The organism is Agrobacterium sp. 22117 (assembly GCF_052045735.1).
GTDB lineage: Bacteria > Pseudomonadota > Alphaproteobacteria > Rhizobiales > Rhizobiaceae > Agrobacterium > Agrobacterium cavarae.
In genome coordinates this window covers 283,703-308,311 of record NZ_JBQEPP010000006.1, presented here as the reverse complement: position 1 = coordinate 308,311, position 24,609 = coordinate 283,703, and the positions used below count along the sequence as shown (strand labels likewise).

21 protein-coding genes are annotated in these 24,609 nt (G+C 59.7%); 8 read left to right on the top strand and 13 right to left on the bottom strand.

What is annotated here, in order from left to right:
* Positions 1-176: 176 nt before the first annotated feature.
* The 4 genes from ACTJKV_RS18545 to ACTJKV_RS18530 all read left to right on the top strand — a co-directional run bounded on the left by ACTJKV_RS18545 (position 177) and on the right by ACTJKV_RS18530 (position 5,050).
* Positions 177-866 (top strand): GntR family transcriptional regulator, encoded by a 690-nt coding sequence (locus ACTJKV_RS18545; RefSeq protein ID WP_062426748.1) that lies wholly within the window; start codon positions 177-179, stop codon positions 864-866.
* A 12-nt stretch (positions 867-878) separates the two neighbouring features.
* A complete protein-coding gene (locus ACTJKV_RS18540) occupies positions 879-2,465 on the top strand; it encodes a gamma-glutamyltransferase family protein (RefSeq protein WP_440599257.1) in 1,587 nt (528 codons plus the stop codon).
* A gap of 7 nt (positions 2,466-2,472) precedes the next feature.
* Complete coding sequence (locus tag ACTJKV_RS18535; protein ID WP_312806266.1) at positions 2,473-3,714, top strand: amidohydrolase family protein; 1,242 nt, start codon at positions 2,473-2,475, stop codon at positions 3,712-3,714.
* A gap of 97 nt (positions 3,715-3,811) precedes the next feature.
* The gene (locus ACTJKV_RS18530) at positions 3,812-5,050 is read left to right on the top strand and encodes a M24 family metallopeptidase (protein ID WP_440599256.1); all 1,239 of its coding nucleotides are present in this window, start codon (positions 3,812-3,814) and stop codon (positions 5,048-5,050) included.
* Between the two features lie 14 nt (positions 5,051-5,064).
* On the opposite strand, the gene ACTJKV_RS18525 is transcribed toward ACTJKV_RS18530, so the two are convergent.
* The 10 genes from ACTJKV_RS18525 to ACTJKV_RS18480 form a co-directional block, all read right to left on the bottom strand.
* Entirely contained in the window at positions 5,065-5,976 is a 912-nt protein-coding gene (locus ACTJKV_RS18525; RefSeq protein WP_440599255.1) for an ABC transporter permease, read from the bottom strand.
* The gene (locus ACTJKV_RS18520; RefSeq protein ID WP_440599254.1) at positions 5,973-7,058 is read right to left on the bottom strand and encodes an ABC transporter permease; all 1,086 of its coding nucleotides are present in this window, start codon (positions 7,056-7,058) and stop codon (positions 5,973-5,975) included. Before ACTJKV_RS18520 ends, ACTJKV_RS18525 begins: the two co-directional genes overlap by 4 nt.
* Positions 7,055-8,641 carry an ABC transporter ATP-binding protein gene (locus ACTJKV_RS18515; RefSeq protein WP_440599253.1) on the bottom strand — a complete coding sequence of 529 codons (1,587 nt, stop codon included), beginning with the start codon at positions 8,639-8,641 and terminating at the stop codon, positions 7,055-7,057. The genes ACTJKV_RS18520 and ACTJKV_RS18515 overlap by 4 nt, the downstream gene beginning before the upstream one ends.
* Before the next feature lie 6 nt (positions 8,642-8,647).
* Positions 8,648-9,745 carry a BMP family ABC transporter substrate-binding protein gene (locus ACTJKV_RS18510; RefSeq protein WP_416334227.1) on the bottom strand — a complete coding sequence of 366 codons (1,098 nt, stop codon included), beginning with the start codon at positions 9,743-9,745 and terminating at the stop codon, positions 8,648-8,650.
* A gap of 31 nt (positions 9,746-9,776) precedes the next feature.
* Positions 9,777-11,156, bottom strand: coding sequence for an amidohydrolase (locus ACTJKV_RS18505; protein WP_440599252.1), 1,380 nt, complete (start codon positions 11,154-11,156; stop codon positions 9,777-9,779).
* A gap of 5 nt (positions 11,157-11,161) precedes the next feature.
* Entirely contained in the window at positions 11,162-11,836 is a 675-nt protein-coding gene (locus tag ACTJKV_RS18500) for a glutathione S-transferase family protein (protein ID WP_440599251.1), read from the bottom strand.
* Positions 11,833-12,678 (bottom strand): aromatic ring-hydroxylating dioxygenase subunit alpha, encoded by an 846-nt coding sequence (locus ACTJKV_RS18495; protein ID WP_113273483.1) that lies wholly within the window; start codon positions 12,676-12,678, stop codon positions 11,833-11,835. The genes ACTJKV_RS18500 and ACTJKV_RS18495 overlap by 4 nt, the downstream gene beginning before the upstream one ends.
* On the bottom strand, positions 12,675-13,328 hold the full coding sequence (locus ACTJKV_RS18490; protein WP_440599250.1) for a Rieske 2Fe-2S domain-containing protein: 654 nt from the start codon (positions 13,326-13,328) through the stop codon (positions 12,675-12,677). Before ACTJKV_RS18490 ends, ACTJKV_RS18495 begins: the two co-directional genes overlap by 4 nt.
* 175 nt (positions 13,329-13,503) lie before the next feature.
* Positions 13,504-13,812, bottom strand: coding sequence for an acylphosphatase (locus tag ACTJKV_RS18485; protein ID WP_440599249.1), 309 nt, complete (start codon positions 13,810-13,812; stop codon positions 13,504-13,506).
* A 123-nt stretch (positions 13,813-13,935) separates the two neighbouring features.
* Positions 13,936-15,456, bottom strand: coding sequence for an MFS transporter (locus ACTJKV_RS18480; protein ID WP_440599248.1), 1,521 nt, complete (start codon positions 15,454-15,456; stop codon positions 13,936-13,938).
* A 134-nt stretch (positions 15,457-15,590) separates the two neighbouring features.
* Here ACTJKV_RS18480 and ACTJKV_RS18475 point away from each other — a divergent pair, with 134 nt between their 5' ends.
* The gene (locus tag ACTJKV_RS18475) at positions 15,591-16,532 is read left to right on the top strand and encodes a LysR family transcriptional regulator (RefSeq protein WP_440599247.1); all 942 of its coding nucleotides are present in this window, start codon (positions 15,591-15,593) and stop codon (positions 16,530-16,532) included.
* Between the two features lie 59 nt (positions 16,533-16,591).
* Here ACTJKV_RS18475 and ACTJKV_RS18470 read toward each other — a convergent pair whose 3' ends face one another.
* Complete coding sequence (locus ACTJKV_RS18470; RefSeq protein ID WP_440599246.1) at positions 16,592-18,877, bottom strand: FdhF/YdeP family oxidoreductase; 2,286 nt, start codon at positions 18,875-18,877, stop codon at positions 16,592-16,594.
* A 71-nt stretch (positions 18,878-18,948) separates the two neighbouring features.
* Complete coding sequence (locus tag ACTJKV_RS18465; protein ID WP_113179120.1) at positions 18,949-19,980, bottom strand: catalase family protein; 1,032 nt, start codon at positions 19,978-19,980, stop codon at positions 18,949-18,951.
* A gap of 256 nt (positions 19,981-20,236) precedes the next feature.
* Between ACTJKV_RS18465 and recQ the strand changes: the two genes are divergently transcribed.
* Positions 20,237-22,096 (top strand): DNA helicase RecQ, encoded by a 1,860-nt coding sequence (gene recQ, locus ACTJKV_RS18460; RefSeq protein ID WP_113179012.1) that lies wholly within the window; start codon positions 20,237-20,239, stop codon positions 22,094-22,096.
* A gap of 124 nt (positions 22,097-22,220) precedes the next feature.
* Complete coding sequence (locus tag ACTJKV_RS18455) at positions 22,221-22,943, top strand: L,D-transpeptidase (protein ID WP_062426970.1); 723 nt, start codon at positions 22,221-22,223, stop codon at positions 22,941-22,943.
* A gap of 7 nt (positions 22,944-22,950) precedes the next feature.
* Here ACTJKV_RS18455 and ACTJKV_RS18450 read toward each other — a convergent pair whose 3' ends face one another.
* Positions 22,951-23,568 (bottom strand): hypothetical protein, encoded by a 618-nt coding sequence (locus ACTJKV_RS18450; RefSeq protein WP_440599341.1) that lies wholly within the window; start codon positions 23,566-23,568, stop codon positions 22,951-22,953.
* A 199-nt stretch (positions 23,569-23,767) separates the two neighbouring features.
* On the opposite strand from ACTJKV_RS18450, the gene ACTJKV_RS18445 reads away from it, so the two are divergent.
* Positions 23,768-24,454 carry an AprI/Inh family metalloprotease inhibitor gene (locus tag ACTJKV_RS18445; protein WP_440599245.1) on the top strand — a complete coding sequence of 229 codons (687 nt, stop codon included), beginning with the start codon at positions 23,768-23,770 and terminating at the stop codon, positions 24,452-24,454.
* Positions 24,455-24,609: the final 155 nt, after the last annotated feature.

Genomic DNA, 24,609 nt, shown 5'->3' with positions numbered 1-24,609 from the left:
GCCAAATTTAGCGACATCTACCATGCAGAGAGGCCGTTCTATGCGGCTTTTGGGGGAGCCTAGGCAAATTTGTATGCAATATCAAGCAAAAAATTGTATGCAATAAAATCGACTGGTGAAAATACAAATTCTGTGCAATATGCCTCTAAAATGTATACGAACAGGGTCTCGCAGCGATGTCCACCAATCTGACCAGAAGCGACGCGATCTACGCCTCGCTCCGTCGCGCCATTCTTGAGCAGGCGTTGAAGCCAGGCACCAAGCTGCCGGAAGATTCGATTGGCGATACCTTCGGCGTCAGCCGCACGAGCGCGCGCAACGCCCTTGTCCGGCTGTCTTCGGATGGGCTTGTCGAGATCAAACCGAACCGCGGCGCTGCCGTTGCCATGCCGACGCTGGAGGAGGCGGTGGAAGTCTTTGCGCTTCGACGGTGCCTGGAGCGAGAGGTGATCGACAGGCTCTGCAAGCGAATGCCGAAGGACGGCATCGATGCCTTGGTCAGCCATGTGCGTGAAGAAGAGCGAGCCTTGCGGGCATCCTCGCCGCGGTCTATCCGATTGGCTGGCGAGTTTCACATTCTGCTGGCGGAGCTCACCGGCTCGAAGCTCTTGATCGAATTCATCATCCAGGTCGTCTCACGGTCTTCTCTCATCCTTGCGCGTTTCGGCAGGCCGCACTCGGCCGAATGCGGTATCGACGAGCACATTCAACTGATCGAGGCGCTGAAAAACCTCGATGTGAAAGCTGCGACCGACATCATGGACCATCATCTGCATGCGGTCGAAGATCGCGCCAAGGCGGATGACGAGGATGACGGTCCAGATATCAGCGAGATCCTCAGCCGTTACATTTCGGCCTCGGAGTAAGGGCTGTACGGAATGGCGACCAACGAGGACACCCTTTTGCAGCAGAGCCCGCATGCCGCGAGGTCGCGTCATGGCATGGTCACGACGCCACATCGCGCTGCAAGCGAAGCGGGTGCCAAGGTGTTGCGGCGGGGCGGAACGGCGATCGAGGCCATTATTGCGGCGGCGGCAGCGCTTACGGTTCTCTATCCGCATTTTTGCGGACTGGGCGGAGATGCCATCTGGATCGTGGCCGATAGCGAAGGGCGACGCGACGCGATCATGGGTATTGGGCAAGCGGCTGAGGCGCTGCCGAAGCTCGATGTTATCCCGACTCGTGGCCCGCTCTCCACCTTGACGACGGCGGCACTGGTCGACAGTTGGGGTAAGGCGCTCGACTATTCTCGTACCCATTGGGGTGGCACGGAAAGCTTTGCCAGGCTGCTCGGAGATGCCATAGAATTTGCGGCGGGCGGCTTTCCTGTCAGCCAGTCGCAGGCGCATTGGCATGCATTTCGCAAAGACGAGATCGATGGATGGCCGGGCGTTTCCCGGTTCTTCGTCAAGGAAGGTGTCCAGCGTCAGCCGCAATTGGCCGCTATTCTGGAAGAGATCGCCCTTCATGGCTACAGGACATTTTACGAGGGCGACGTGGCTGACCGGATTGCAAGCGGGCTTGAGGCGGCCGGCAGCCCGATCAGAAAACGCGATCTGGAAAAGACATTCGCGACACTGGCCGCGCCCCTGTCGCTCGCCTATCGCGATTTCGAGCTTCTGGCCCCACCGCCGCCCAGCCAGGGCATCACGACCCTATCGATCATGGGCATCCTGTCGAACTTCGCAATGCAGGACATCGCTCCGGATACGTCGCAGTTCTATCACCTTTGCGCGGAAGCCATCAAACAGGCCTTTCTGGAGCGGGGTGGTATCGCCGATCCGGCGTTTATCGAGCAGGATTGCGCCGCCTGGCTGGGGCAGGATTTTCTCGCGACCAAGGCCCAGAAGATCGATCGCAATGTCGCCCTGCCTTGGCCTGCACCCTTCCGCACCGGCGACACGGTCTTTCTTGCGGCGACGGATGCGCAAGGCCGTTCTGCCAGCGTGCTTCAAAGCACCTATTACGATTGGGGCAGTGGCGTGCTGCTGGAGGATACCGGCATCCTCTGGCAGAATCGCGGCGCGGCATTCAGCACAGATCCCAAGAGCCCCAATGTCATCGCGCCCGGAAAGCGGCCCTTTTATACGCTCAATCCCGGTATCGCGTTGCGCCATGGCAAACCGGCGTTCCTCTACGGCACGCAAGGTGCCGATGGTCAGCCGCAAACGCTGACATTGCTCCTCAGCCGATTGATTGACCACGGCCTTGATCCGCTTTCGGCATTGTCGGCGCCGCGCTTTCTTCTTGGGCGCACCTTTTCAGACAGCCGGGACAATCTCAAGATCGAGCAATCCGTCGGCTCGGACGTGATCGATACGCTTTCAAGCTACGGCCATGGTGTCGTCGCCATTCCAGAACTCAGTGCGCTTGCCGGTCAGGCAGGGGTCATCAAGATTGGCCCAGATGGGTGGATCGATGGTGCGCATGATCCGCGCAGCGACGGTTGCGCAGTCGGAGTATAAGCAAGACATGCGGGCCGATTTCCTTCTGCGAAACGTTCAGACGGCCAACCAGCCCGGCGTCATCGATATCGCCATTCGCGACGGTCTGATTGTCGATATGCGCCACGATATTCGTTGCGACGCCGTCGAGGAGGAGGATTTCGGCGGCCGGTTTGCTTTCGCCGGCTTCGCCGATAGTCACGTCCATCTGGACAAGGCCTGCATTCTGAAGCGCTGCACGATCTGTGAAGGCACGTTGGAGGAGGCCGTGCGGGAAACAGCGAAGGCCAAGGCGGGCTTTACGCAGGAGGATGTGTTCGAGCGGGCAAGCTCAGTCGTGCGCCAAGCCATCATGCATGGCACGAACCGCATGCGAACCTTTGTCGAGATCGACCCTCGCGCGGGGATGCGGTCGTTCGAGGCGATCAAGCGGGTACGCGAACATTATGCCTACGCCATCGATATCCAGATTTGCGCTTTCGCGCAGGAAGGATTGACGCAGGAGCCCGAGACGGAAGCCATGCTCGATGAAGCACTTCGCACCGGCGCGGACCTCGTTGGCGGATGTCCCTATACTGATCCTCGCCCGGAAGAGCATGTGCGTCGCATCTTCGATCTCGCAAGAAAGCATGATGTAGATGTCGACTTCCATCTGGATTTCAGCCTCAACCCCGCCAAGACGGATCTTCCGGCGGTGATTGCCGCAACCAAGGCCAACGCCTATGGAGGTCGCGTCACGATAGGCCATGTCACCAATCTCTCCGCTCTTGCTCCTGAGGATCGCTCAGTTGTTGCCCGCCAAATTGCCGAGGCTGGCATCGCGCTGGTCGTTCTGCCGGCGACGGATCTTTTTCTCATGGGGCGGGGGCAAACGACAAATATTCCGCGTGGTATCACCCCGGCTCATCTCCTTTCGGCAGATGGCGTTCGCACCGCGGTAGCCACCAACAATGTGCTCAACCCATTCACGCCTTTCGGCGATGCCTCGCTTGGGCGGATGGCCAATCTCTATGCCAACGTCATGCAGCTTTCGCGGGATGATGATGTCGACCAAGTCTTTGCCATGGTCAGCTCCAGGGCAGCTTCTATTATGGGCGTGGATCATCAATTACGGATTGGGGGTCCCGCCGATATCGTCATTCTGGACGCTGACGATCCTCGTCATGCTGTCCGCTCGTCGGCACCTGCGATTGCGGGCTGGAAGGCCGGACGAAGAACCTTTGTTCGTCCAAAGCCCATCATTTTCGACCCGGCATCATCCCGTTTATAGGTACAGGCCCTAGGCCGCTGTGGTGTGTCATCACGAATCCGACTGGCGGTATCCACCGGCCTCGGCTAAACCGAATTGAGTGTTCGTGGAGGCAGCGTTGAGCGATTTGGACAGGAAACGGGCGGAGCGGTTGATGCGCGAAGCTGGCCTTGATGCATTGGTTCTTTTCCAGCCGGAAGCGTTTCAATATGCGATCGGGGCGCCCGCGGGTGTCGCCACCATGTGGGGCAGGGCGGGGGCTGCGATCGCACTGGTGCCGAGTGATGCGCAGCTTTCGCTTGCGGCGATTGTCAGCGATCATGCGGCACCAGTGGTACTGCAGCGGGCTCCAGACGTTGAGGTCCGCACACACCGCATCTGGATCGATGGGGTCGATCTGTCGGGCGTAGACACGATTTCCGGTATCGATGGCGCGTATCGAGGTTCAGGCGTTGGAGGGCCGAGACCGGAAACCTTCGATCGGTCTGCATGCTTCCATCTCTTGGCCGATCTGTTGCAGGAGAAGGGTCTCCGCGATGCGAGGATCGGGGTCGATCTTGAATTCATGCCCGCTGCCGATTTCGAGGCTTTGAAAACGTCTATTCCCTCAATCCGCTGGGTCGATGGCTCCCTGGTTTTGAGGCGTCTGCGCGCCATAAAGACGCCCCGTGAAATAGAGCGACTCCGGCATGCGGCCATGGCGGCGGAGGCTGGCCTCGTGCGCATGATGGAAGCCGTCTCGCTTGGAGCTTCGGTCGCTAGCCTCTCGGCGGCGTGGAAAGCGGGCGCGCAGGAAGCGGCGGCCACAGGTGGCTTCTCGCTGAGTGGACATTGGGATTACATCTCTGTCGGGCCGGACCTGTCGAATGGAAATGCGAAGGTGACGCCGGGCGCGTTGATCAAGGCTGATGTCGGCACCCTTGTCGATGGGTATTCGTCCGATGGCGCGCGCACCGTAACCTATGGTCCGGCATCGCCATTGGCGGAGGATATCTTCAAGGCGCTTGAGACCGCATTTCACGCGGGGCTGGATGAGATCACCCCCGGCAAGACTTTCGGCGCGGTGCATGACGCCATGCTCCGCTCAATGCGGCGCGATGGCTTCGGCGAATATTATCGCGGACATTTCGGGCACTCCGTCGGTGGCGGTGTGGGTATTGAAGAATGGCCGTTCTTTTCCTCAGGCAATTCGGAGATCATCGAGGCGGATATGGTCGTCGCATTGGAAGCGCCCTTTTACGGCCAAAACTTTGGAGCGCTGATGATCGAGGATCAGTTTCTGGTCACGCCGAACGGCACGCAATGCATGAACAGCCTGCCAAGAGGTCTACGCGATCTTGCCAAAGGCAGTGTCTGAGCTGGGCGCTCAGACTATCGCTCGAAAGGCTCCCCAAGCGAGGCAACACCGTTCAGCTTCAACAACCGCTTGTTGGCGGAAATGATGCCGAGCACGATGATGGTGACGAGATAGGGCAGGCTGGAGAGGAACTGCGACGGCAGTTCAACGCCGGTTGCCTGTGCCGCAAGGCTCATCAGCGACACTGCGCCGAACAGGCATGCTCCGAGAAAGATGCGTCCCGTCAGCCATGTGCCGAAGACGACGAGCGCGATCGCGATCCAGCCGCGTCCGGCAATCATGCCATCCGCCCAAAGCGGCGTGTAGACCACAGAGGCATAGGCGCCGGCGAAGCCTGCCAGAAGACCGCCGAAGGCGATCGCCGCGACACGCACGCCAATGACAGAATAGCCGATCGCATGTGCCGCTTTCGGATTTTCCCCAACCGCGCGGATCACAAGGCCGGTTTTGCTAAAGGCAAATCCCGCCCAGATGGCAAGTGTCAGAAGAAGCGACAGCCAGACGACGATATCCTGCACAAAAAGACCGCCTATGACGGGAAGATCGGACAGGCCGGGAATGGCAAGTTTCGGCAGTCCCCTGACCGTCAGGCTTTCATAGGTCTTGCCAAAGAGCGCCGAAAGACCTTGGCCTAGGATACCGACGGCGAGCCCGGTTGCGACCTGGTTGGCGCGGAAGCCAAGCGCAACCAGTGCGAAGATGAGGGACAGCAACACGCTGGCAAAGCCCGCCGCCATGAAAGCCAGCATGTGACCACCACCGTGATAGACGACGATAAAGGCGATGACGGCGCCAAGTGCCATCAAACCCTCGACGCCCAAATTGAGGACGCCTGCGCGTTCGACAACGAGTTCGCCCAGCGCCGCCAGCAGAAAGGGCGTTGCCGCCGCCAGCATGCCGGAGAGGATAAAATCGACCGCGTTCATGCCACTTTCCGATCTGCAGTTTTCGGCCATTCGAGGCGGTAGCGGACGAAGGCGACCGCGATGAGATAGGTGACGAGCAGGCACCCCTGGAAGACGCGCACCGCGGCAATCGGCAGTTCGGCGGAGACCATGGCATTGTCGCCGCCAATATAGATTACCGCCATGACGAGCGACGACAGGATGATGCCGATCGGATGCAGTCCGCCGAGATAGGCGACGATGATGGCCGCATAGCCGTAGCCGGTGGAAATCGAGCGTTGCAACTGGCCGATCGGGCCCGCCACTTCTGCCGCTCCCGCAAGACCCGCTGCAAAGCCGCCAATCAGCAGTGAGAGCCAGATGGCGCGGCCCTGACTGAAGCCGGCATAGTCGGCCGCGCGCGGGGCAAGGCCGCCGACCTGCAGCTTGTAGCCCAGAAAGCTCTTCTGCATGAAGACATAAGCGGCCAGAGAAAAGAGGATGGTGAGCGGAAAGGACCAGTTGACGCGCGTGCCTTCGATCAGGGTCGGGACCATGGCGTCATATTGAAACATCACCGATTGCGGGAAATTGAAGCCGTTTGGATCCTTCCAGGGGCCAAGCAGCAGATAGTTGAGGACCTGTGCGGCCACCAGGCTCAGCATCAAGGACACGAGAATTTCGTTGGCGTTCAGCCGCACACGCCAGAAAGCAGTGATCGAGGCCCAGAGCGCGCCACCGATGGCGCCGCAGACAAGCATGGCAGGCCAGATCCAGCCGCCGGTTGCTTCCGGATAATAGATGGGGATTGCGGAAGCGAAGATCGCGCCGAGAATGAACTGTCCTTCGGCGCCAATATTGAACACCTTGGCGCGAAAGCCGATGGCAAGCCCCTGCGCGATCACGAGCAGCGGTCCCATTTTCAAAAGCACTTCGGAGAAGGCTGACCAGGAGAGGAACGGCTCCAGCAGCATGGCGTAGAACACGGCACCAGGGCTTTTACCCATGACGGCGTAAAGCGCGAGATTGATGAGCGTGGCAATCGCGAGCGCCGCAAGCGGTGCCAGTATGGTCGCCTTCAGCGAGGCACGTTCGCGCCGAACGAAGTAGGGGAAGGCGCTCATGCGGACAGCTTTCCAGCAGCGGGGTTTTCGGTGGGAGTGGCAGCGTCGGCACCAATCATGAAGCGGCCGACATCTTCGACACGCGTTTCGGACGTCACGAGCGATGGGCTGAGCGTACCGGCATTCAGCACCTGAATGCGGTCGCAGATTTCGAAGAGCTCTTCGATTTCCTCGGAAATAACGAGAATCGCCATGCCGGCATTGCGCAACGCGATCAGTCTTTGCCGGATCGCCATTGCGGCACCGATATCCACGCCCCACGTCGGCTGGGCGACGAAGAGCAATTTCGGCCCCAGCATGATCTCTCGGCCAACGATAAATTTCTGCAGGTTACCGCCTGAAAGCGCGCCGGCCTCTGCGTCGGGTCCAGGTGTCCGCACATCGAAATCGCGAATGCAGGTCTCGGCGAACGTCTTGGCACCGCTGTGGTCGATCAGACCGTGCTGCAGCAGGCCGAGCGGATGGGCGGTCAGGAGACCGTTCAAGGTGAGCGAAAGCTCTGGCACCGCACCACGGCCGAGGCGGTCTTCCGGCACGAAGGCAAAGCCGAGCCTGCGACGGGCAGCGGCATCGAGGCGACCGACATCCTCGCCCATCATGAAGATGCGGTCCTTCGCTTCACGGCCAAGACGCGTTTCGCCCGAAATGATAGACGAGAGTTCCGCCTGCCCATTGCCGGAAATGCCTGCAAGCCCGAGAATTTCTCCCGCCTTTACCTCCAGCGTGACGCGCTTCAGCGGCACAGCAAAGGGATCGTCCGGCTCGTAGTCGAGGCCAATCAGTTCGAGGCGATTTTCGCCGGTCGCCACGACCGTCGGAGCCTTGATCTCCGGCATGTCGCGCCCGATCATCATACGGGCAAGATCATGGGCATCGTGCTCACGCGGATCCACGTGGCCGGTCACTTTTCCGCCGCGCAGGATGGTGGCGCGGTCGCAGATCGCCCGGATTTCTTCGAGCTTGTGGGAAATGAAGAGGATGGAGACGCCGCGATCTCGTAGGCGCTTCAACGTCTCGAAAAGCTTCTCGACCGATTGCGGCGGCAGCACCGAGGTCGGTTCGTCGAGGATGATGAGCTTGGGGTCGGTCATCAGGCAGCGGATGATCTCGACCCGCTGTCGCTCGCCGACCGAGAGCGCATGCACATGGGCCAGCGGATCGACCTCAAGGCCGAAGTCGCGTCCCAATGAGCGCACCTGCTCGATAAGATCACTCTTCTTTCCTGGCACGACGAGCGAGATGTTCTCGACGACCGTCAGCGTCTCGAAAAGGGAGAAATGCTGAAAGACCATGCCGATGCCCTGGCGGCGGGCCTCGGCGGGCGAAGCAAGCCGGATCGGCTCGCCTCGCCATGTCACAGTGCCCTCATCCGGCGTTTCCACGCCATAAATCAGCTTCATCAGCGTGGATTTGCCCGCGCCGTTTTCGCCGAGAATGGCGTGGATCGAATGGTCCGCCACGTCCAGATCGATCGCCTGATTGGCGCGGATTTGACCGTAGCTTTTCGACAGGCCGCGCAGCGAAAGCAGGGGTGCCTTTGCCCGTTCACTGTCTGCCGATGCGGGCAGGGTCGTCTCAGCCATGAGGGATCACTTCGGCAGAGGCGTGGTGACGCCCTTGACGTGCCAATCCATGGCCATGATCTCCTTGTCCGTCAGCGTCTTGCCGGCTGCGACGCCTTCCGAGCCATCCGCCTTGGTGATGGGGCCGGTAAAGGGCGAGAAGCTGCCATCGGCGATCTTCGCTTCGGTCTCGTTGATTTTCGTCATGGTGTCGGCCGGAACGCTGGGGTTCCAGTCCACGACCTTGACCACTTTGTCCGACATGCCGAGGAAGGCATTGGCGCCCTTGAAAGTGCCGTCCATGTGCGCCTTAACCTGCGCCAGAAAGTAGGGGGACCAGTCGGTCGCAACGCAGCCGAGATAGGTCTTCTGCGCGTAGCTCTTCATCGAGGAATTGAGGTTGAAGGCATAGACGCCGGCTTCCTCGCAGGCCGAGATGACGGATGGTGTGTCCTGCGCGTTGGAGAAGATCACATCGCAACCTTGCGACATCAGCGCCTTGGCGGCTTCCTGTTCCTTTGCTGGATCGAACCAGGAATTCACCCAGACAACGGAAACTTCGATATCTGGTTTGACGGCCTGGGCACCCAGCGTAAACGCATTGATGGAGGTGATGAGTTCGGGGATGGCAAAGGCCGAGACCGAGCCGAGCTTGCCGGATTTCGTCAGCGCGGCAGCCGCCATGCCCATCAGATAGGTGCCTTGGAAGTATTTGGCTGCAAAGGGCGAGAAGTTCGGCGCGACCTGAAAGCCGGACGCGTGCAACACGCTGACGTCCTTGTTGCGACGAGCGATCTGCAGCGCGCCGTTCTGATAGCCGAAGGAGCCGGCAATCAGGAACTTGTTTCCGTCGGCAACGGTCTTGGTCATGATACGGTCGGCATCGGGACCTTCCGGAATGTTTTCCAGAATGGTGACTTTCACCTTGTCGCCATAGGCCGCTTTGACCGGCTCCAGACCGGCGGCGAGCGCATGGCCCCAGCCCACGTCGCCAATGGGCGAGGGCACGACGAGTGCGATGCCGAGCGGCTTATCCGCTGCAAGTGTGGCACGCGCGCCAACGGCGCTGGCAAGACCGGTGAGTGCGACGCCCTTCAGCAGCGTGCGGCGATTGAGTGCGTTGATCATGATGGTTCCCCTTGTCGGTTGTGTTGTTTCAGAAATCGATGGTGGCGAGCGCCGCTTCTGCGTCGGCGAAAAGTTTTCCTTCATCCAGACCGGTAAATTCGCCCTTTGCCCACACCACACGGCCATTGATCATGGTCATATCCGTCGGCGCGCCGATGCCGACCTTGGCGATCAGGCTCAAGGGATCATGTCGGGTGCCGACATAATCCATGCGGCGGGTATCGATGGCAAAAAGATCGGCGGCCATGCCCGGTGCAAGCCGACCGATGTCGGTGCGGCCGAGAAGCTGCGCCCCGCCTGTGGTCGCATAGCCGAGGAAGTCTGCTGGTGCTGGCACAGGATGAGCGCGTGTCGAGGCCGCCAGGCATTGCAGCATATAGGCGGAATGGATGCAGTGCATGAGGTTGGAATTATCGTTGGAGGCAGCGCCATCGCAACCGAGACCCACCGGCACGCCGAAGGCGCTCATGGCCGGGATGTCGGTCACTTCCGCGCCGACGAGATAGACCGGCTCGGGGCAGTGGGCCACGCCCGTTCCCGACGACGCCATGGTGCGCAACTCGTCGTGGGTCAGTTCCCAGCAATGGGCGTAGAACGTGTCCGGTCCGGCAAAACCCATCTCGTGCAGATAATCGACAGTGCGCAGCCCGTGGCGGGCAAGGAGCACGTCGCTCTCACCCTCACCGACATGGGTGTGGAGCCGGACACCCTTGTCACGCGCAAGACGAACCGATTCCACGAAGGTCTCGCGATAGCTGTTGACGGGCTGGCAGGGTGCGACCACCACCTGGCGCATGCTGAAGGGCGAGGTGTCGTGATAGGTCTCGATCAGACGGGCGCAGTCGGCGATGAATTCGTCCGTCGTCTCGCGCATCTCGTCGGGTATGGTCGATCCTTCCGACTTGGGCAGCGAGTTGCCACCGCGACCGGCGTGGAAGCGCATGCCAAACAAATCGGCGGCCTCGAATTGCCGGTCGATCAGCCTTTTACCGGCATGACGAGGAAAATTATACTGATGATCGAATGCCGTGGTGCAACCGTGCTTGATCATCTCGGCCATGGCCGTGACGGAGGAGTGATAAAAGCAGTCCTCTGTCAGCCGCGAGAAGATCGGATAGATGCGATCGAGCCACTCGATGACCGACAGTTTCGCCCAGTCAAGGTCGGCGCGGTTGCGCACGAAGCACTGGAAGAAATGGTGATGTGTGTTGACGAGCCCCGGATAAACGAACCAGCCGCTGGCATCGGTGATTTCGGTGCCCTCTGGGATCGGTCCCCTCGCAAGATCCTCGCCGATGGCCTTGATTGCGGGACCGTCCGTCAGGAGATCGACATTGCGGCGTACGGACATGGCCGTCCCGTCATTGACGATCACAGCAGCACAGTTTTTTAGGAGATGTCCGGCCATACGCTTTACGCCTCTGCCGTTTCGGTCAGCGCTGGCGTCTCATGCGGGTCCGGCTTCAGCTCATGCAGACGGTGGATGCCTGGCATCTCGATAAAGCCTTCCAGCGATCTGATGGCACGCATCCACAGGCGGATGGAGGGGTAAAAATCGAGCGATACCCCGCCATCGGGTGCGAGCGCCACATAGGGGAAGCAGGCGATGTCGGCGATGGTGGCTGTGTTGCCGACGAGGAAAGCCTTTCCTTTCAGCCTTTGCTCGAAGAGGGCGGCTTCCAGTTCCCGAAGCGCAATCACGCCCGAGGCGCGCAAGGTGGCGATATCGCCCGGACGATGGAGCATCTCATGCAAGCGCGCCCCACCAAGGCTGGCCGTCAGCCGGGCTGAGAAGGCGAGCCATTGTTGGATACGGGCGGCTGTGGAAGGCTCGCCGGTACCAAGCCATGCGGGGGCAGCGTTGCCCGCGATATAGACGAGGATCGCAGAGGATTCGGTCAGAACCAGATCGCCATCCACCAGGATCGGGATAGAGCCTGCCGGGTTCAGAGCCAGCAATTCCGGGCCGCGATGTTCCGCGCCCGGATGAAAATCGACGGCGCGCAGCGTCAGTTTGAGGCCGGTGAGTGCTGCCATCAGGCGCGCTTTGTAACAGCTTGGCGAGAGGATGTAGTCGTAAAGGATCATTGGGCTACCAGCTGTGCGCCATAGGTGAAGTCGTGGCGCTTCAGCCAGCGGCGGTAAGCGACGGAGGTGAGGTCCGCGCGGGTGGGAATTTCCATGCCGGGATCGAGCGGCAGGCGGCGCGGGATCTGGTTTTCGAGGATCGAGCGGTCCTGCAGGAAGATCATCTGCTGGAAATGGATGAGATCGGTCATTGGTGTCTCATCGTCGTAAAGCGCCATCCACGGCCAAACATCGCAAAGCTCTTCCGTCAGCGGCTGGACGAAAAGCGTGATCACGTCCCATTCGCCGGGCTTCGGTGGGCAGGTCTTGTAAAGAACGGAGCAGGTGGGTGCGGGCACGCGGTACATATATTCCGTTGTGATGCCACCACTGGCCGACTTGGCTGCCTGCGGCTGATAGAATTTCACCTGCGTTGCCCAAACCTCGTCGGCGTCCTCGCGGATTTCGACCTTGTAGTTTTCCACTTCCGTATGGGGTTCGGAGCCAAGAATGTCGGTGTGGACAAAGGGAAAATGGGCGATGTCGAGAAAGTTCTCGACGGCGCGCAGCGGCGAGCAGCGAACGCGGACGACACCGACATCGACCAGACGACGGCCGGGCTGTTCGGCTTCCGGAATATCGAAGAGCGGTTTTTCAGGCACGCCTAGAGAAGACCAGACGTGACCATATCGTTCTGTTACGGGAAGAGCACGGCCATCGGCCGTTACGACCTCGGCCTTACCTTCGCCGTTGCGGGAGACACGGATCGTTTCGCCCATCAGCAGCGTCTCTTGCCCGTCGGACAAGAGCCGGCTGATCAAGCCGACAGGATACCATTGGTCGATCATCGCGTCGCGGCTCATGCGGCTTCTCCCCGGTTGGCAGCCGCCTCGGCCTGACGGCGCAGTGTTTCCAATGCGGTCGATGCGGCAATTTTCTGTGCTTTGGTCGCGTTGCTGTCGACCAATAGATGAACCAGCAGCGCGCCATCTTCTCCCGAAGGCGCAGTCAGCAGGCGTGCCCTCATTCCGTTGATCGCCCAATCGATGGCATCCTCTATAAGGTCGGCGCCGATACAGGCAGCAAGCGTTTCGGCTGTCGCTGACAGCGTGATACTGCGCAGCCCGACGAAGCCCTCATTCGACGGCATGTCGGCCGCGACCTCTTCTTCCGATACCCAAATCACGCCGTCCCGCTCGCCAGCCCGATAGGTCGCGACGCGGATTGCCTCAGGCGGCGTCAGGCTGGGATGGGCCGGAATGGCAAGACAGTTGCCGGATTTTCCGTAACGCCAGCCGTGATAGATACAAGACAAGGCTTCGCCACGAACGAAACCGTGCGAGAGCCGCATGCCGCGATGTGGACAGCGGTCGGCGACCGCTGAGACAGCGCCGCTTTGAGCGCGCCAAATCGCGAGGGATGCAGATGTAAGACGAGCGGGAATGACCGATGCCACCGGCAAATCCGTCGACAACGCGACCGGTATCCAGGCGGGGGCAATATTCTGAGGCATTTCAAAGTTCCGAGTGATTTAAGAGGCTTGGCCCCTGCACAGAGAAGGCGTCAGCGGGCAAAGCCGCGCGACATGCTGGGCACGTTTGCATAAAATTTTCGCACTTGCAACTGTGGCTGATATTTACGCAAACACTCTTTTTGATGCCTATCTCTGCTTTTCCATCACCGGCTGTTTAGACGGTATCGTCTACAGCTTCAGCGCGCTGAATATCCTCCACCCAGACGGTAATGGGTCCCAAGGAGCAGCCCATTTCCATAGCGTCGATCAGCTCTATAGGCCCTGCGAGGAGCAGTTCGATGCGTGCCTGGTCGGCATGGGAGATGCGCTGCTCCAGGCCGAGCTTGGCGGCATGGCGGTCGATCCAGGGCAGAAAGCTTTTCGTGTCCAGGCTGCCGAGAATGGTCATGCGTTCCTTACGAATGGCGGGGCCGTTGTCCCAGGGATTTTCCGGCGCAGGGAACTGATGATGGGATATTGCCATGATGTACTCGACCTGTGGTGCCCTCTAACGGGGTGTCGATGGTGTTCTCCCAAGATAGAAGAAGGCGCGCAAGTGCGAAGTTGCGCGCCGTCATTGGCCGTGGGGCGTTGTCCGGTAGAGGTACTATAACGCCTTTGCCGCGACTGCCTCGTCTTTCGCCTGGTTCAGGGACAGAAAAACGACGATGGCGGTGATGGTGGTGATGGCCGACAACAGGATCAGCACCGACGAGAAAGCCTGGCTATAAAACGACTGGAGTTGGCTGACCGTGGAGCCGGGCAGTGCGGCAAGCGCGCCTTCGAGATTGCCGATGGCAAGGTTTTGGCCTGCCGTTTGTGCCGAACCTTGGAGATCTGCAGCACTGAGGCGTCCGGCAATCAACAGTGAGAGAATGGCGCCGATGACCGCAAGGGCTACTCCTTCACCAGCGACCCGGACGGTGGAGAAGATGCCCATCGCCATACCCGCACGCTCGCTGGGAACCACGTCAACGGCAAGACCGTCCATCAAACCCCATGGCAGGCTGATCCCTGTGCCGATCATCAACATCGGCAATAGGAGCAGAGCCGCCGGGGTGCCGGATGGCAAGGTGGAAAGCCAGCCCAGGCCGCAGGCTGTCAAGATCAGTCCGGTGCCGCATAAAGTGGCGGGACGCAGCCAGCGTGTTAGCCAACCCGCGACGATCGGCAGTATCAGAAGCGGCGCGGAGAGAGCGATCATCAATCCACCGCCCGCAATGGCTCCCATTCCCTCGATGCCGACGAAGCGCAGCGGCAGCAGAACCAAAAGAACCACAAAACCATAGGCAGGCGCCGCCGCGAGCAGTTGGACACCGACGAAACGGCGATAGCGGAAGAGCGAGAGATCAAGCATAGGCCGCGCTACCGTTCTTTCGATCTGGATGAACAGGACGAGGCAGACCGCAGAGCCAATCAAGGCGCCGACGACCAGGCCGTCGCTCCAGCCGCGTTCGGGAACCAGCAGCATGCCGTAGGTAAACAGGGCGAGCATGGTTGTGAAGCCAAGCGCACCCCGCCAGTCCAATCTTCCCGCAGCGGGGTCGCAGCTCTCTTTCAGGACCCTGTAACCGATCAGGAAGGAAAGCGAGGTGAGGAGCACCACAGCGAGGAAGATACTGCGCCAGCCGAAGCTCTCAATCATCGCACCCGAAACCACCGGACCAAGGGAAAGACCGACGCCGAAGCTTGTACCGAGGACGCTGAAGGCCCGCATGCGGCTTGCTCCATTGAATTCCTGTGCAAGTGCTGCGGCGCCGCCAGCATAGGCGGCCGCGGCCGCAAGACCCTGGCCACCGCGAAGCAGATCGAAGAGTAAGATATCCGGCACCACGGTCAACGCCAGCGAGAAGAGCGCGAAACTTGCCGCACCCAACAAGAAGACGCGGCGGCGGCCGAGACTATCGGCCAGTGCGCCAGCCACCATAAGGGTTGAACCGAAGGTCAGCATGAAGGCGTTGGTAGCCCACGCGGTCGCCACGGGCGAGGCATCAAGCGCTTGCGCGATCGATGGAAGCGCGACTGCCGTGCCGGTGAAAGTGAGTGGCATGGCTGCCGCTGCCATGCAGACGGCAAGCAAAGCGAGGTAGGGATGCGTGTGAGGACGCGCGGAGATATGGGGTTGCATGAATTGTCCTCCTGAAAAACAGGCGTCATTGATCACGGGTACCGTCGCCAACCAATATACTTGCGCTCGAATGTGCGATAAGCTCCAATCATATCCGATCAATCAGGAATAAAAGTCTTGAATAGGAGTGTTTGATGGACCGTCTCGCGGGCCTCTCGGCCTTTGTTCGAACTGCCGATCTTGGCAGCTTTGCCGCAGCCGGTCGGGTACTGGGCCTGTCGCCCTCAGCCGTCGGGAAGGCTGTGAGTAAGCTGGAAGCTCAACTCCAGGTACGGCTTTTCCAGAGGACCACCCGCAGTCTTCGGCTGACGGAGGAGGGACGGGCCTTTCACGAACGATGTCGGCATATTCTCGACGACCTCGACGATGCGCATGAAAGCCTGATGCGCACCCGCGAAGCGCCGCGCGGCGTCATCCGTATGTCCTGCCCGATCATCGCCTATCATCTGCTGTTGCCGGTGATCCCCGACTTCATGGCCCTCTATCCCGACATCACGCTCGATCTTGATTTCAATGACCGCATCGTTGACCTGATCGAGGAAGGGGTGGATGTCGCTATTCGCAGCGGCCAGTTGCCGGACAGCCGGTTGATGGTGCGCGCACTCCGGCCTTTCCGCCTGTTGCTGGCGGCTACGCCTGCCTATCTCGCCCGCCACGGCACACCTGGCTGTCCGCGTGATCTTGCCGATCATGCCAGCATCGGCTTCCGCTACCCCAATAGCGGCAAGATACAGCCGTGGCCGCTGCGCCGGCCAGAAGGTGAACCTGAACCGAGGCTAAGCTACGTGCTGACCTGCAACAATATGGAAGCATTGCGTGGCGCAGTGATGCGCGATTTGGGGATCGGCTGCATGCCTGATTTTCTGGCGGAGGGTCCGGTCCGTTCCGGCGATCTCGTTCCCCTGCTTCTCGATCATCTCGACGCGCCCGGTCAGTTCAACCTGCTCTGGCCATCCAGTCGGCATTTGTCGCCGAAGGTGCGCGTTCTCGTCGATTTTCTTGCCGAACGCCTGTTCATGTCAGAGCCTTGCCTCTCCTATGGCAAAACCCCACAGTTCGCTGGCCGGACATCATAAAGCCCGGCCCGGCCAACGCGAAATCTTCGCTTTCGCGGCTTATTAAGACCCAGTGCACTTCAGAGGTCTGAAGCCTCGATGCGAACGGGTACGGCCTTCGAAGCTGGCGTTTTCGACAGTTCGTCGTGATGGTCGATGGCAATAAGAACGTTGGCTTCCGGGTAATAGGCGCCGATCGTTCCCTTTGGAAGATTGTGTTCCCTGACCTTCAAGCCAGCGAGTTCACGGCGCACGCCGTCGTTGAAGTCGCTGACGAGTTTAACCTCCTGGCCTTCCGAAAGACCAGCTGAGCGGATGTCCTCACGACACATCAACAGCACGTCGCGCGTTCCTTCGATGCCGCGGAAGCGGTCCGAATAGCCGTAGATCGTGGTGTTGAACTGGTCGTTGGAGCGCATGGTGATCAGGCGGAAGCGGCCTTCAGCATCATCGAACGAAAGAGCATTGAGCTGCTTCGGCGTGGTGAAGACCGCTTTCTTTTCCTCCGTCTTCCAGACCCGGTTATGGGCCGAATTGCCACGATAAAAGCCGCTCGGTTCGAACATACGCTCGTTGTAAGCCCTGAACTGATCTGGATACGTGGCCTCGATGAGGTCTCGGACGAGGCTGTAGTCGGCGGTCCATTCGTCCCATTTTAGTTTCGGGTTGGACGCGACAGCCGCCTTGGCGATGCTCGTCACAATCGCCAGTTCGCTTTTCAGATGCTTCGATGCTGGCGTGCGTTTACCGACGGAGCCCGAGATGTGCGAGAAGCTATCTTCGGTCGTCACCGATTGCGGACCGGATGCCTGCTCGTCTCGTTCCAGTCGCGAGAGGCAGGGCAGAATGTAAGCTTTCTTTCCCGGAAAGAGATGGCTTCGGTTCAGCTTGGTGGAAACGACGACTGTGAGATCCTGGCTCGCCCATGCCTCTTCCATGGCTTTCTGGTCTGGAACAGCGCGCACAAGGTTGCCGCCGAGCGAGATCGTCGCTTTGATCTGGCCCGACATCATGCCCTTGACGGCGTCGACAATGGTCACCCCATCCTCTGTCGGCGGATCGAAGTCGAAGAGGGCCTTCAGCTTGTCCATCGGGATCAGCTTTGCCTTTTCAGCAATGCCCACGGTGCGCTGGCCCTGGACATTGGAGTGACCGCGTACAGGACAGCATCCAGCACCTTCACGGCCAATATTTCCACGTAGCAGCAGCAGGTTCACCACCATTGCAACGTTGAGCGCCCCTTGCGAATGCTGGGTCAGGCCCATTCCATAGACACCGATGACGCGTTCCGCCTGGATGTAGAGTTCGCCCGCGCGGCGGATTGCCGTTTCGCTCAGGCCGCTTTCTTTCTCGATGACCGACCAGTCGGTGCTGCGCACGAGATCGATAAAACGTTCCAGGCCGACCGTGTGCTCTTCGATAAATGCAATATCGAGGACCCTCGCTGCCCCCGTGCTGACGGCCGCATCGTCCGCTTCGATCACCACCTTGCAGAGGCCGAGAATGGCGGCGATGTCACCTCCGGCCTTCACCTGAAGATATTCATCCGAGATCTGCGTTTCACGTCCCGTCAGCATGTCGACCGGGCTTTGGGGATTGACGAAGGAGACGAGCCCTTGCTCGACCACGGGATTGAAGGTGACAATCTTTGCGCCGCGCTTTTTCGCCTCCTGCAGAGGATGAAGAAAGCGGGGGCTGTTCGACCCGGGGTTTTGGCCGAAGAAGAAGAAAGCATCGGCTTTCTCGAGGTCTTCCCAGACGACGGTGCCGACAGGCGAGCCGATTACCTTCTGCAGGCCAACTGACGTCGTCTCATGACACATGTTCGAGCTTTGGGGCAAGTTATTGTTGCCGTAGGTTCTGGCAAGCAACGCGTAGAGATAGGAAGCCTCCAGGCCCGCATGTCCGGAGGAATAAAAGACGACACTCTCGCGTGGAAGGGACTTCAGGGTTTGGCCGATATCGTCGAAGGCCTGATCCCACGAGACTTCGACGTAGCGATCGCTGGCTTCGTCATAACGAAGTGGATGCGTCAGCCGACCCGTCTGTTCGAGATCGTAGTCTTTCCAGCCGCGAAGTGATTGGACCGTGTGATCGGACCAGAAACCCGGCGTGCATCGCGCGCTGGTCAGGTCGGAGATTGTTGCCTTCGCGCCGTTCTCGCAGAATTCGAAGGGATGATAGTTGGCCGGTTTTGGCCAGGCACAGGAGACGCACATCACGCCCCCGGGCTTGTTTTGCCGTGCCAATTCCTCGAGCACCATGGGCGAGGGTTTGTCGTCACCCAGAATTCGCGCAATCGATTTTACCGATCCCCAACCGCCAGAGGGACCTTCAGATTCAGGGTTCGGGATGGTGTCGGTCATGATGTCTTCCATTCAAAAAAGGGGCAAGCGCCCCGCGGGAGCGGAGCGCCTTCAGCAATCATTGGGCGCGCTTATGCGGCAGGCTCATGGAACGGACAGCCGTTAAATTTCGCCCGGAACTCGGCTGAGTGGCGGTAGGTGTCCTTCCGCGCACGGTTGATATTGCCGAGCGGCTGGTGATCGGTAAGACCTGTCCAGATGCTGAACCGCATCTCTTCGTCCACCTTCTGCACCTTCTCATCACTCCAGCTATCCTGTGGATGTGCCGTGATGGTCGCGACGGTGACGAATGGTGCATCGTCTTCTTTCCACTCGACCGTAGGGTCTTCGATTGGCTGTTTTTCGAGATCGCGACAGAGCTGGACCTGAAACTCCCAAACACCATGGGTTTCCTGCATTTCTGCCTGGACCGTTTCGCGAATGGCGTCTTCTCGCACACTGACGTCGATCTCTGTTCCGGTGCGTTTCGTCAGATCGGGCGAAACGGGTTTCAGCCGGAACTTGGCGACATAGTCGCCATAGCGGAAAGGCGTCACGCTAAAGTAGGTTTCACCCAGCGGATCGACATCGGGTGCGCCACCGAGCGACTGGATGGCGGGACTAGAGACCCCCACCGCTTCAAGACCCTTATTGACGGTCTGAAGCACGCTCGACATCACCACCTTGGTGCCTTCCATCTTGTCGGTCGTCTTGGCAAGCAGCTTGAGGCTGGAGAGAAATTTCTCCGCATTCGGTGCCTGGAAGACTGGACCGTTGACCATGACGAAGTCCTGCGTCGAACCTTCCGCGTCGGGCAAGCGCTGCCCTTGGACATCCAGCACCTTCAACGCCATTCCCCGAGGAAGCGACACGGCATCGGGAAGGATATCGCCTGCATTTGTGGAGAGGCGCATGAAGGCCTTGTGAGTGCCGGGCGTGGCGAAGAGGCCCTGTGCCAGTTCCGGCGGCAGACCGGGTTTTACCACCATCTCCGCTTCGATGATGCCATGCGCTTTCGCGTGGACGGAGCGAACCGCGTGCCCGTAATTCTTGGCCGTGGTTTCGAGGATGGTATCGAACTGTTCGATGAGGCCTGAGATGGTTTCCGGCTCCTTGTCTCTCATGGTTTCCAGATCGGCGGAATAGCGGATGGGCTGGGCTGTCAAAGTTGCGCTCCTAAGCAAAAACGAGAAACGCCGTCCCGTGAACTAAGGTTCCTCAACAACAACTCCGTCATGGAAGCTGTCTGGGTGCGCTGGGCTGCATCGACAATCGCTTGGTCTGCCCGCAATTGCGCGAACTCGCTATCCGATTTCGTACAAAGCTCGCGCTTGTCGGCGCTCTATGGCATAGAGTGCCTTTAGCCTAACGAGCGATTCCATGCCGCAGTCCCACAGTCCTACCAAAAGTCTTTTTGCCGAGAGCGGAAGCGAAACGCCGCTTTCGCTGTTGAAACGCGTCTATGGCTACGCCTCCTTTAGAGGCCGACAGGAAGAGGTTGTCGACCATGTGATGGCGGGTGGCGATGCCGTTGTGCTGTTTCCAACCGGCGCGGGCAAATCGCTGTGTTTCCAGGTTCCAGCGCTTTGCAGGAATGGGCTTGGAATTGTGGTCTCGCCGTTGATCGCGCTGATGCGCGATCAGGTGGAAGCGCTGAAGCAACTCGGGGTTCGCGCCGCGGCGCTCAACTCGTCGCTGTCGCGCGAAGAGTTCATGGATGTGCGCAACGCGGTCCATAGCGGTGAGCTCGATCTACTCTATGTGACACCTGAGCGCATCGTCACGCCAGGCTTCAAGGATCTCGTGGGGCGCACGAAAATCGCGCTGTTTGCGATTGACGAAGCACATTGTGTTTCGCAGTGGGGCCATGATTTCAGGCCTGAATATCGCGAACTTGGCCGTCTGGCAGAAGAGTATCCCGGCGTTCCGCGCATGGCGCTGACGGCGACTGCCGATCCTCATACCCGTGACGACATCATTGAACGGCTGCAACTTCAGTCTGCTGGTGTTTTCACCACCTCCTTCGACCGGCCCAATATCGGCTATGAAATTGTCGAGCGGGATCAACCGAAGCAGCAATTGCTCCGCTTCCTGTCGCGTCACAAAGGATCGAGCGGCATCGTCTATTGCCTTTCCCGCGCCAAGGTGGACGAGACGGCGGAGTGGCTGAACACGCAGGGCATCAGGGCACTTGGCTATCATGCCGGCATGGAGCGGGAGATGCGCGACCGCCATCAGGACGCGTTCCTGAAGGAGGAAGAACTTTGCCTCGTGGCGACGGTCGCCTTCGGCATGGGCATCGACAAGCCGAATGTGCGCTACGTCGCCCATCTGGATTTGCCAGGATCGGTTGAGGCCTATTATCAGGAAACCGGGCGTGCGGGACGCGATGGGCTGCCGTCCGACGTCTGGATGGCCTATGGCATGGCTGACGTCATCCAGCGCGGTCGCATGATCGATGAGGGGAATTCAAGCCCGGAGATCAAGCGTGTCGAGCGCGCCAAGCTCAATGCGCTGCTTGGCATCTGCGAAACGGCCGGCTGCCGCAGGCAGGCGATCCTCAAGCACTTCGGCGAAGCCCATGGTGGAAATTGCGGCAACTGCGATACCTGCCTGAAACCCGTGGAAACCTGGGATGGGACGGATGCCGCGATCAAGGCGATGGCGGCGATCTACCGAACGGGAGAGCGCTTCGGTACCGGCCACCTCGTCGATGTTCTGCTCGGCAACGAGAACGACAAGACAACCCGCTTCGGCCACGTCGATATGCCGGTTTTCGGAGCTGGCAAGGACCTGCCGGCCAAAACCTGGCAATCGGTCTATCGCCAGCTTCTTGCCGCGGGACTGATCAGCGTCGATCATGGCGCCTATGGAGCTCTCAAGCTGGAGCCGGATTCGCGCGCCGTCTTCAAAAAGGAACGCGAGGTACGTTTTCGCAAGGATCGGCCGACGACGGGCAAGGCATCCCGATCGTCCTCGGCAAGTTCAGCAAATGCAAAGTCTGGATTGGAAGGCGCCGATCTCGAACTCTTTCAGGCGCTACGCGCTGTCCGCATGGACATATCCAAGGATCTCGGCGTGCCACCCTATGTCGTTTTTCCCGACACGACACTGGTTGCGTTTGCGACCGAACGGCCATCCGACGAAGACGAGATGCTGGATATTTCCGGCGTCGGGCCTTCCAAGCTGGAGCGTTTTGGCGACGCCTTTCTTGAGGTCATCAACGCGCATTCGCGATGACCGTGACACTTTTGGCGCAGCCCTCAGTGTATATTAGTTCGATGCCATGGATGTGATCTTCTCCGGCTTGCCATGCGTTTTTCGATGGGCAAGAAGGAGGCGCAATTTCTATGGATTTTCCCACATGACACTTCTTCAGCGCGTATCTCGTCGCAGCTTTATCTTCGGAACGCTTTCGGCAACGGCAGCGCTTGCGGGCTGCCAGACAAACTCCACACCCGCAGTGGTGCCGCAAGCCGCTCGGCGGCCTATCGTGCCGCCGGATGAGGCGGAGTTGCAGCAGCGCTACGCGGCGTTGGAGGATGGCGGACACAGCCTCCCTGCAATTCCCTACCAGCAGATCGATCCGAAATACTACCGTCAGCGCGTGCTAGACCCGACAGGCGAGAAGCCCGGCACGGTGGTCGTCGATACGCCAAACCGCTTCCTCTATGTGGTCGAGCCTGGCGGAACGGCGATGCGCTACGGCGTTGGCCTCGGACGCGACGGCTTTGCCTGGGAAGGTGAGGGGATCGTTCATTGGCGCCAGCCTTGGCCGCGCTGGAAAGTTCCGGCTGAAATGGTTGCTCGTCAACCAAAACTGGCACGCTTCTCCGTCGAGAATGGCGGCATGGATCCGGGGATCAAGAACCCGCTTGGTGCCCGCGCGCTCTATATCTTCAAGGACGGCAAGGACACGCTCTACCGTCTCCATGGTTCGCCGGAGTGGCAGTCGATCGGCAAGGCAACCTCTTCGGGCTGTGTTCGCCTCGTCAATCAGGACGTGATCGATCTTTACCAGCGCGTGCCATACCACGCTCGGATTGTCGTCCATCAAGGCCCGCTCGGCGCCCGCGCCACAGCGTAGCTTTGCGCTATCGAAGAAGGCCATCGCGGTCGAACTCTTCCCAACCGGAGAGTTCGGCCGAACTACGCTCAGGCGGACGCGCCGACTTCGCCTTTTTGAGCGAACGTGTCAGCTTGGCTTGATGCGCCGCGCGCCGTCTGTTCTCTGCCTTCGCGGCGAGATCATGTTCTCGCCATTCGTCGATGGTGCCACTGTTGAGAAGCTCCTCGATGACCTTCGGCTCGAAGACGTGGAAGGTGATCCGTTTCGCCCTGCCACGCAGTCTTACCGTCCTGATGCCGCCGCTCGGCAGGCGACCATCTTCAAGCCAGCGTCGGCGCTCTGTGGTGGAGATGGTCAGGATATCCTCGATCTCGCGCGGCAGCACCGGCAGGCTTTCCATGGTTTCCAGCAATTTCGAGACCTTGGCGCGCGCCGTCTTGAATTCGTCCTCGTCGTCTTCTGGAACCGCGAGGGTCAAAACCATGCCTGCGATATCCAGATCCCTGCGGACGGCGAAAGGCAATTTGGCGCGCAACTCCATCAAGATGCCCTTGGCACGGACGGATGAGCCGAGCGTTGCCGCGGGCGGCAGCGTCCAGGACTCCTTCAGAAGCGGCACGGTGTTTGATTTCTTTTTCGCCATAGACACTGAAGTGGTGGCGACGGCGGATATGGTCAACACGGGAACTTGCAATTCATCATCTTGACGAAGCAAATCAGGAGGTTATCGCCGCCAGCCGTCGTTGCTGGCGAATGGCAGCCCGACCGCCACCCCACAAATAGGTCTTGATAAAAAACCGGAAGCGGAGCCCAATAGGAACGAGATCGTATCTGGGGGGTGGATGATGCGAGTAGTTCGGAGCGTGCTGACAAGCTTTGCTATCATGCTGGCATCGAGCGGTGTCGGTCGGGCTCAGGAGGTCAGTGAGGACATTGTGGACGCGACGGTGGGTGACTGGCTGATCGTGTCGGAGGATGGGAGCCTTGGCTGTCACATCACGCTGAAGAAAGACAAGACGATCGGCGGGCGGGCCGTGGCGGAAGGAAAGACGTGCGGCGCACCCTGGCACGATCAGATCGCTGCCTGGGATTTCGCCGGCCCAGGGATCGTCCTGCGCGACGCGACCAAAAAAGAGATCATCGGTTTTGGAGAACGGGAGGTCGGTCCATGGGTGACGGACATCGAGCGGTCACCCCGCATTTATTTCGTTCCGGAGCCTGGAAAGATGGACCGTGCCGCAACGGAGAAGGACGCTATCGGTAAATGGGTTTTGACCGACAAGAAGGGAAAAGCGCTCTGCCACCTGTCTTTGCTGGATACCGCTTCCACCAGGGGTGACGACACCAAGGGCCTGCAGATCAGAGGCGACTGTGCTGCCAATGTCAAAAAGAAGAAAATGGACGGATGGCAGATCGATGAGATCAAGCTCGTATTCATCGGTGGCGAGGACTATGCTTACTCGCTGATTCCAACGATCGACGGGTTCGTCACAGATGACGACCGATATCAACTCAAGCGCGATAAATAGGCGCCTCTCGGGTGAGGCCTCGACCAGGCTAGCCAGAGTTTATTAGGCGTTCCAGGCCAACTGAACTCGACGGTCAAAAGTCGAAAAGCGCCCGCCACATGCGACATCGATGCTTAAATCTTTGATCGACACCATCGCGACAGTGGCGGAATCGC

Bases quoted from the DNA above. Each gene is read 5' to 3' on its own strand.
- ACTJKV_RS18545 (WP_062426748.1), top strand. From the start codon at position 177: ATGTCCACCAATCTGACCAGAAGCGACGCGATCTACGCCTCGCTCCGT.
- ACTJKV_RS18540 (WP_440599257.1), top strand. From the start codon at position 879: ATGGCGACCAACGAGGACACCCTTTTGCAGCAGAGCCCGCATGCCGCG.
- ACTJKV_RS18535 (WP_312806266.1), top strand. From the start codon at position 2,473: ATGCGGGCCGATTTCCTTCTGCGAAACGTTCAGACGGCCAACCAGCCC.
- ACTJKV_RS18525 (WP_440599255.1), bottom strand. From the start codon at position 5,976: ATGAACGCGGTCGATTTTATCCTCTCCGGCATGCTGGCGGCGGCAACG.
- ACTJKV_RS18520 (WP_440599254.1), bottom strand. From the start codon at position 7,058: ATGAGCGCCTTCCCCTACTTCGTTCGGCGCGAACGTGCCTCGCTGAAG.
- ACTJKV_RS18515 (WP_440599253.1), bottom strand. From the start codon at position 8,641: ATGGCTGAGACGACCCTGCCCGCATCGGCAGACAGTGAACGGGCAAAG.
- ACTJKV_RS18505 (WP_440599252.1), bottom strand. From the start codon at position 11,156: ATGGCCGGACATCTCCTAAAAAACTGTGCTGCTGTGATCGTCAATGAC.
- ACTJKV_RS18500 (WP_440599251.1), bottom strand. From the start codon at position 11,836: ATGATCCTTTACGACTACATCCTCTCGCCAAGCTGTTACAAAGCGCGC.
- ACTJKV_RS18495 (WP_113273483.1), bottom strand. From the start codon at position 12,678: ATGAGCCGCGACGCGATGATCGACCAATGGTATCCTGTCGGCTTGATC.
- ACTJKV_RS18490 (WP_440599250.1), bottom strand. From the start codon at position 13,328: ATGCCTCAGAATATTGCCCCCGCCTGGATACCGGTCGCGTTGTCGACG.
- ACTJKV_RS18485 (WP_440599249.1), bottom strand. From the start codon at position 13,812: ATGGCAATATCCCATCATCAGTTCCCTGCGCCGGAAAATCCCTGGGAC.
- ACTJKV_RS18480 (WP_440599248.1), bottom strand. From the start codon at position 15,456: ATGCAACCCCATATCTCCGCGCGTCCTCACACGCATCCCTACCTCGCT.
- ACTJKV_RS18475 (WP_440599247.1), top strand. From the start codon at position 15,591: ATGGACCGTCTCGCGGGCCTCTCGGCCTTTGTTCGAACTGCCGATCTT.
- ACTJKV_RS18470 (WP_440599246.1), bottom strand. From the start codon at position 18,877: ATGACCGACACCATCCCGAACCCTGAATCTGAAGGTCCCTCTGGCGGT.
- ACTJKV_RS18465 (WP_113179120.1), bottom strand. From the start codon at position 19,980: ATGAGAGACAAGGAGCCGGAAACCATCTCAGGCCTCATCGAACAGTTC.
- recQ (WP_113179012.1), top strand. From the start codon at position 20,237: ATGCCGCAGTCCCACAGTCCTACCAAAAGTCTTTTTGCCGAGAGCGGA.
- ACTJKV_RS18455 (WP_062426970.1), top strand. From the start codon at position 22,221: ATGACACTTCTTCAGCGCGTATCTCGTCGCAGCTTTATCTTCGGAACG.
- ACTJKV_RS18450 (WP_440599341.1), bottom strand. From the start codon at position 23,568: ATGGCGAAAAAGAAATCAAACACCGTGCCGCTTCTGAAGGAGTCCTGG.
- ACTJKV_RS18445 (WP_440599245.1), top strand. From the start codon at position 23,768: ATGATGCGAGTAGTTCGGAGCGTGCTGACAAGCTTTGCTATCATGCTG.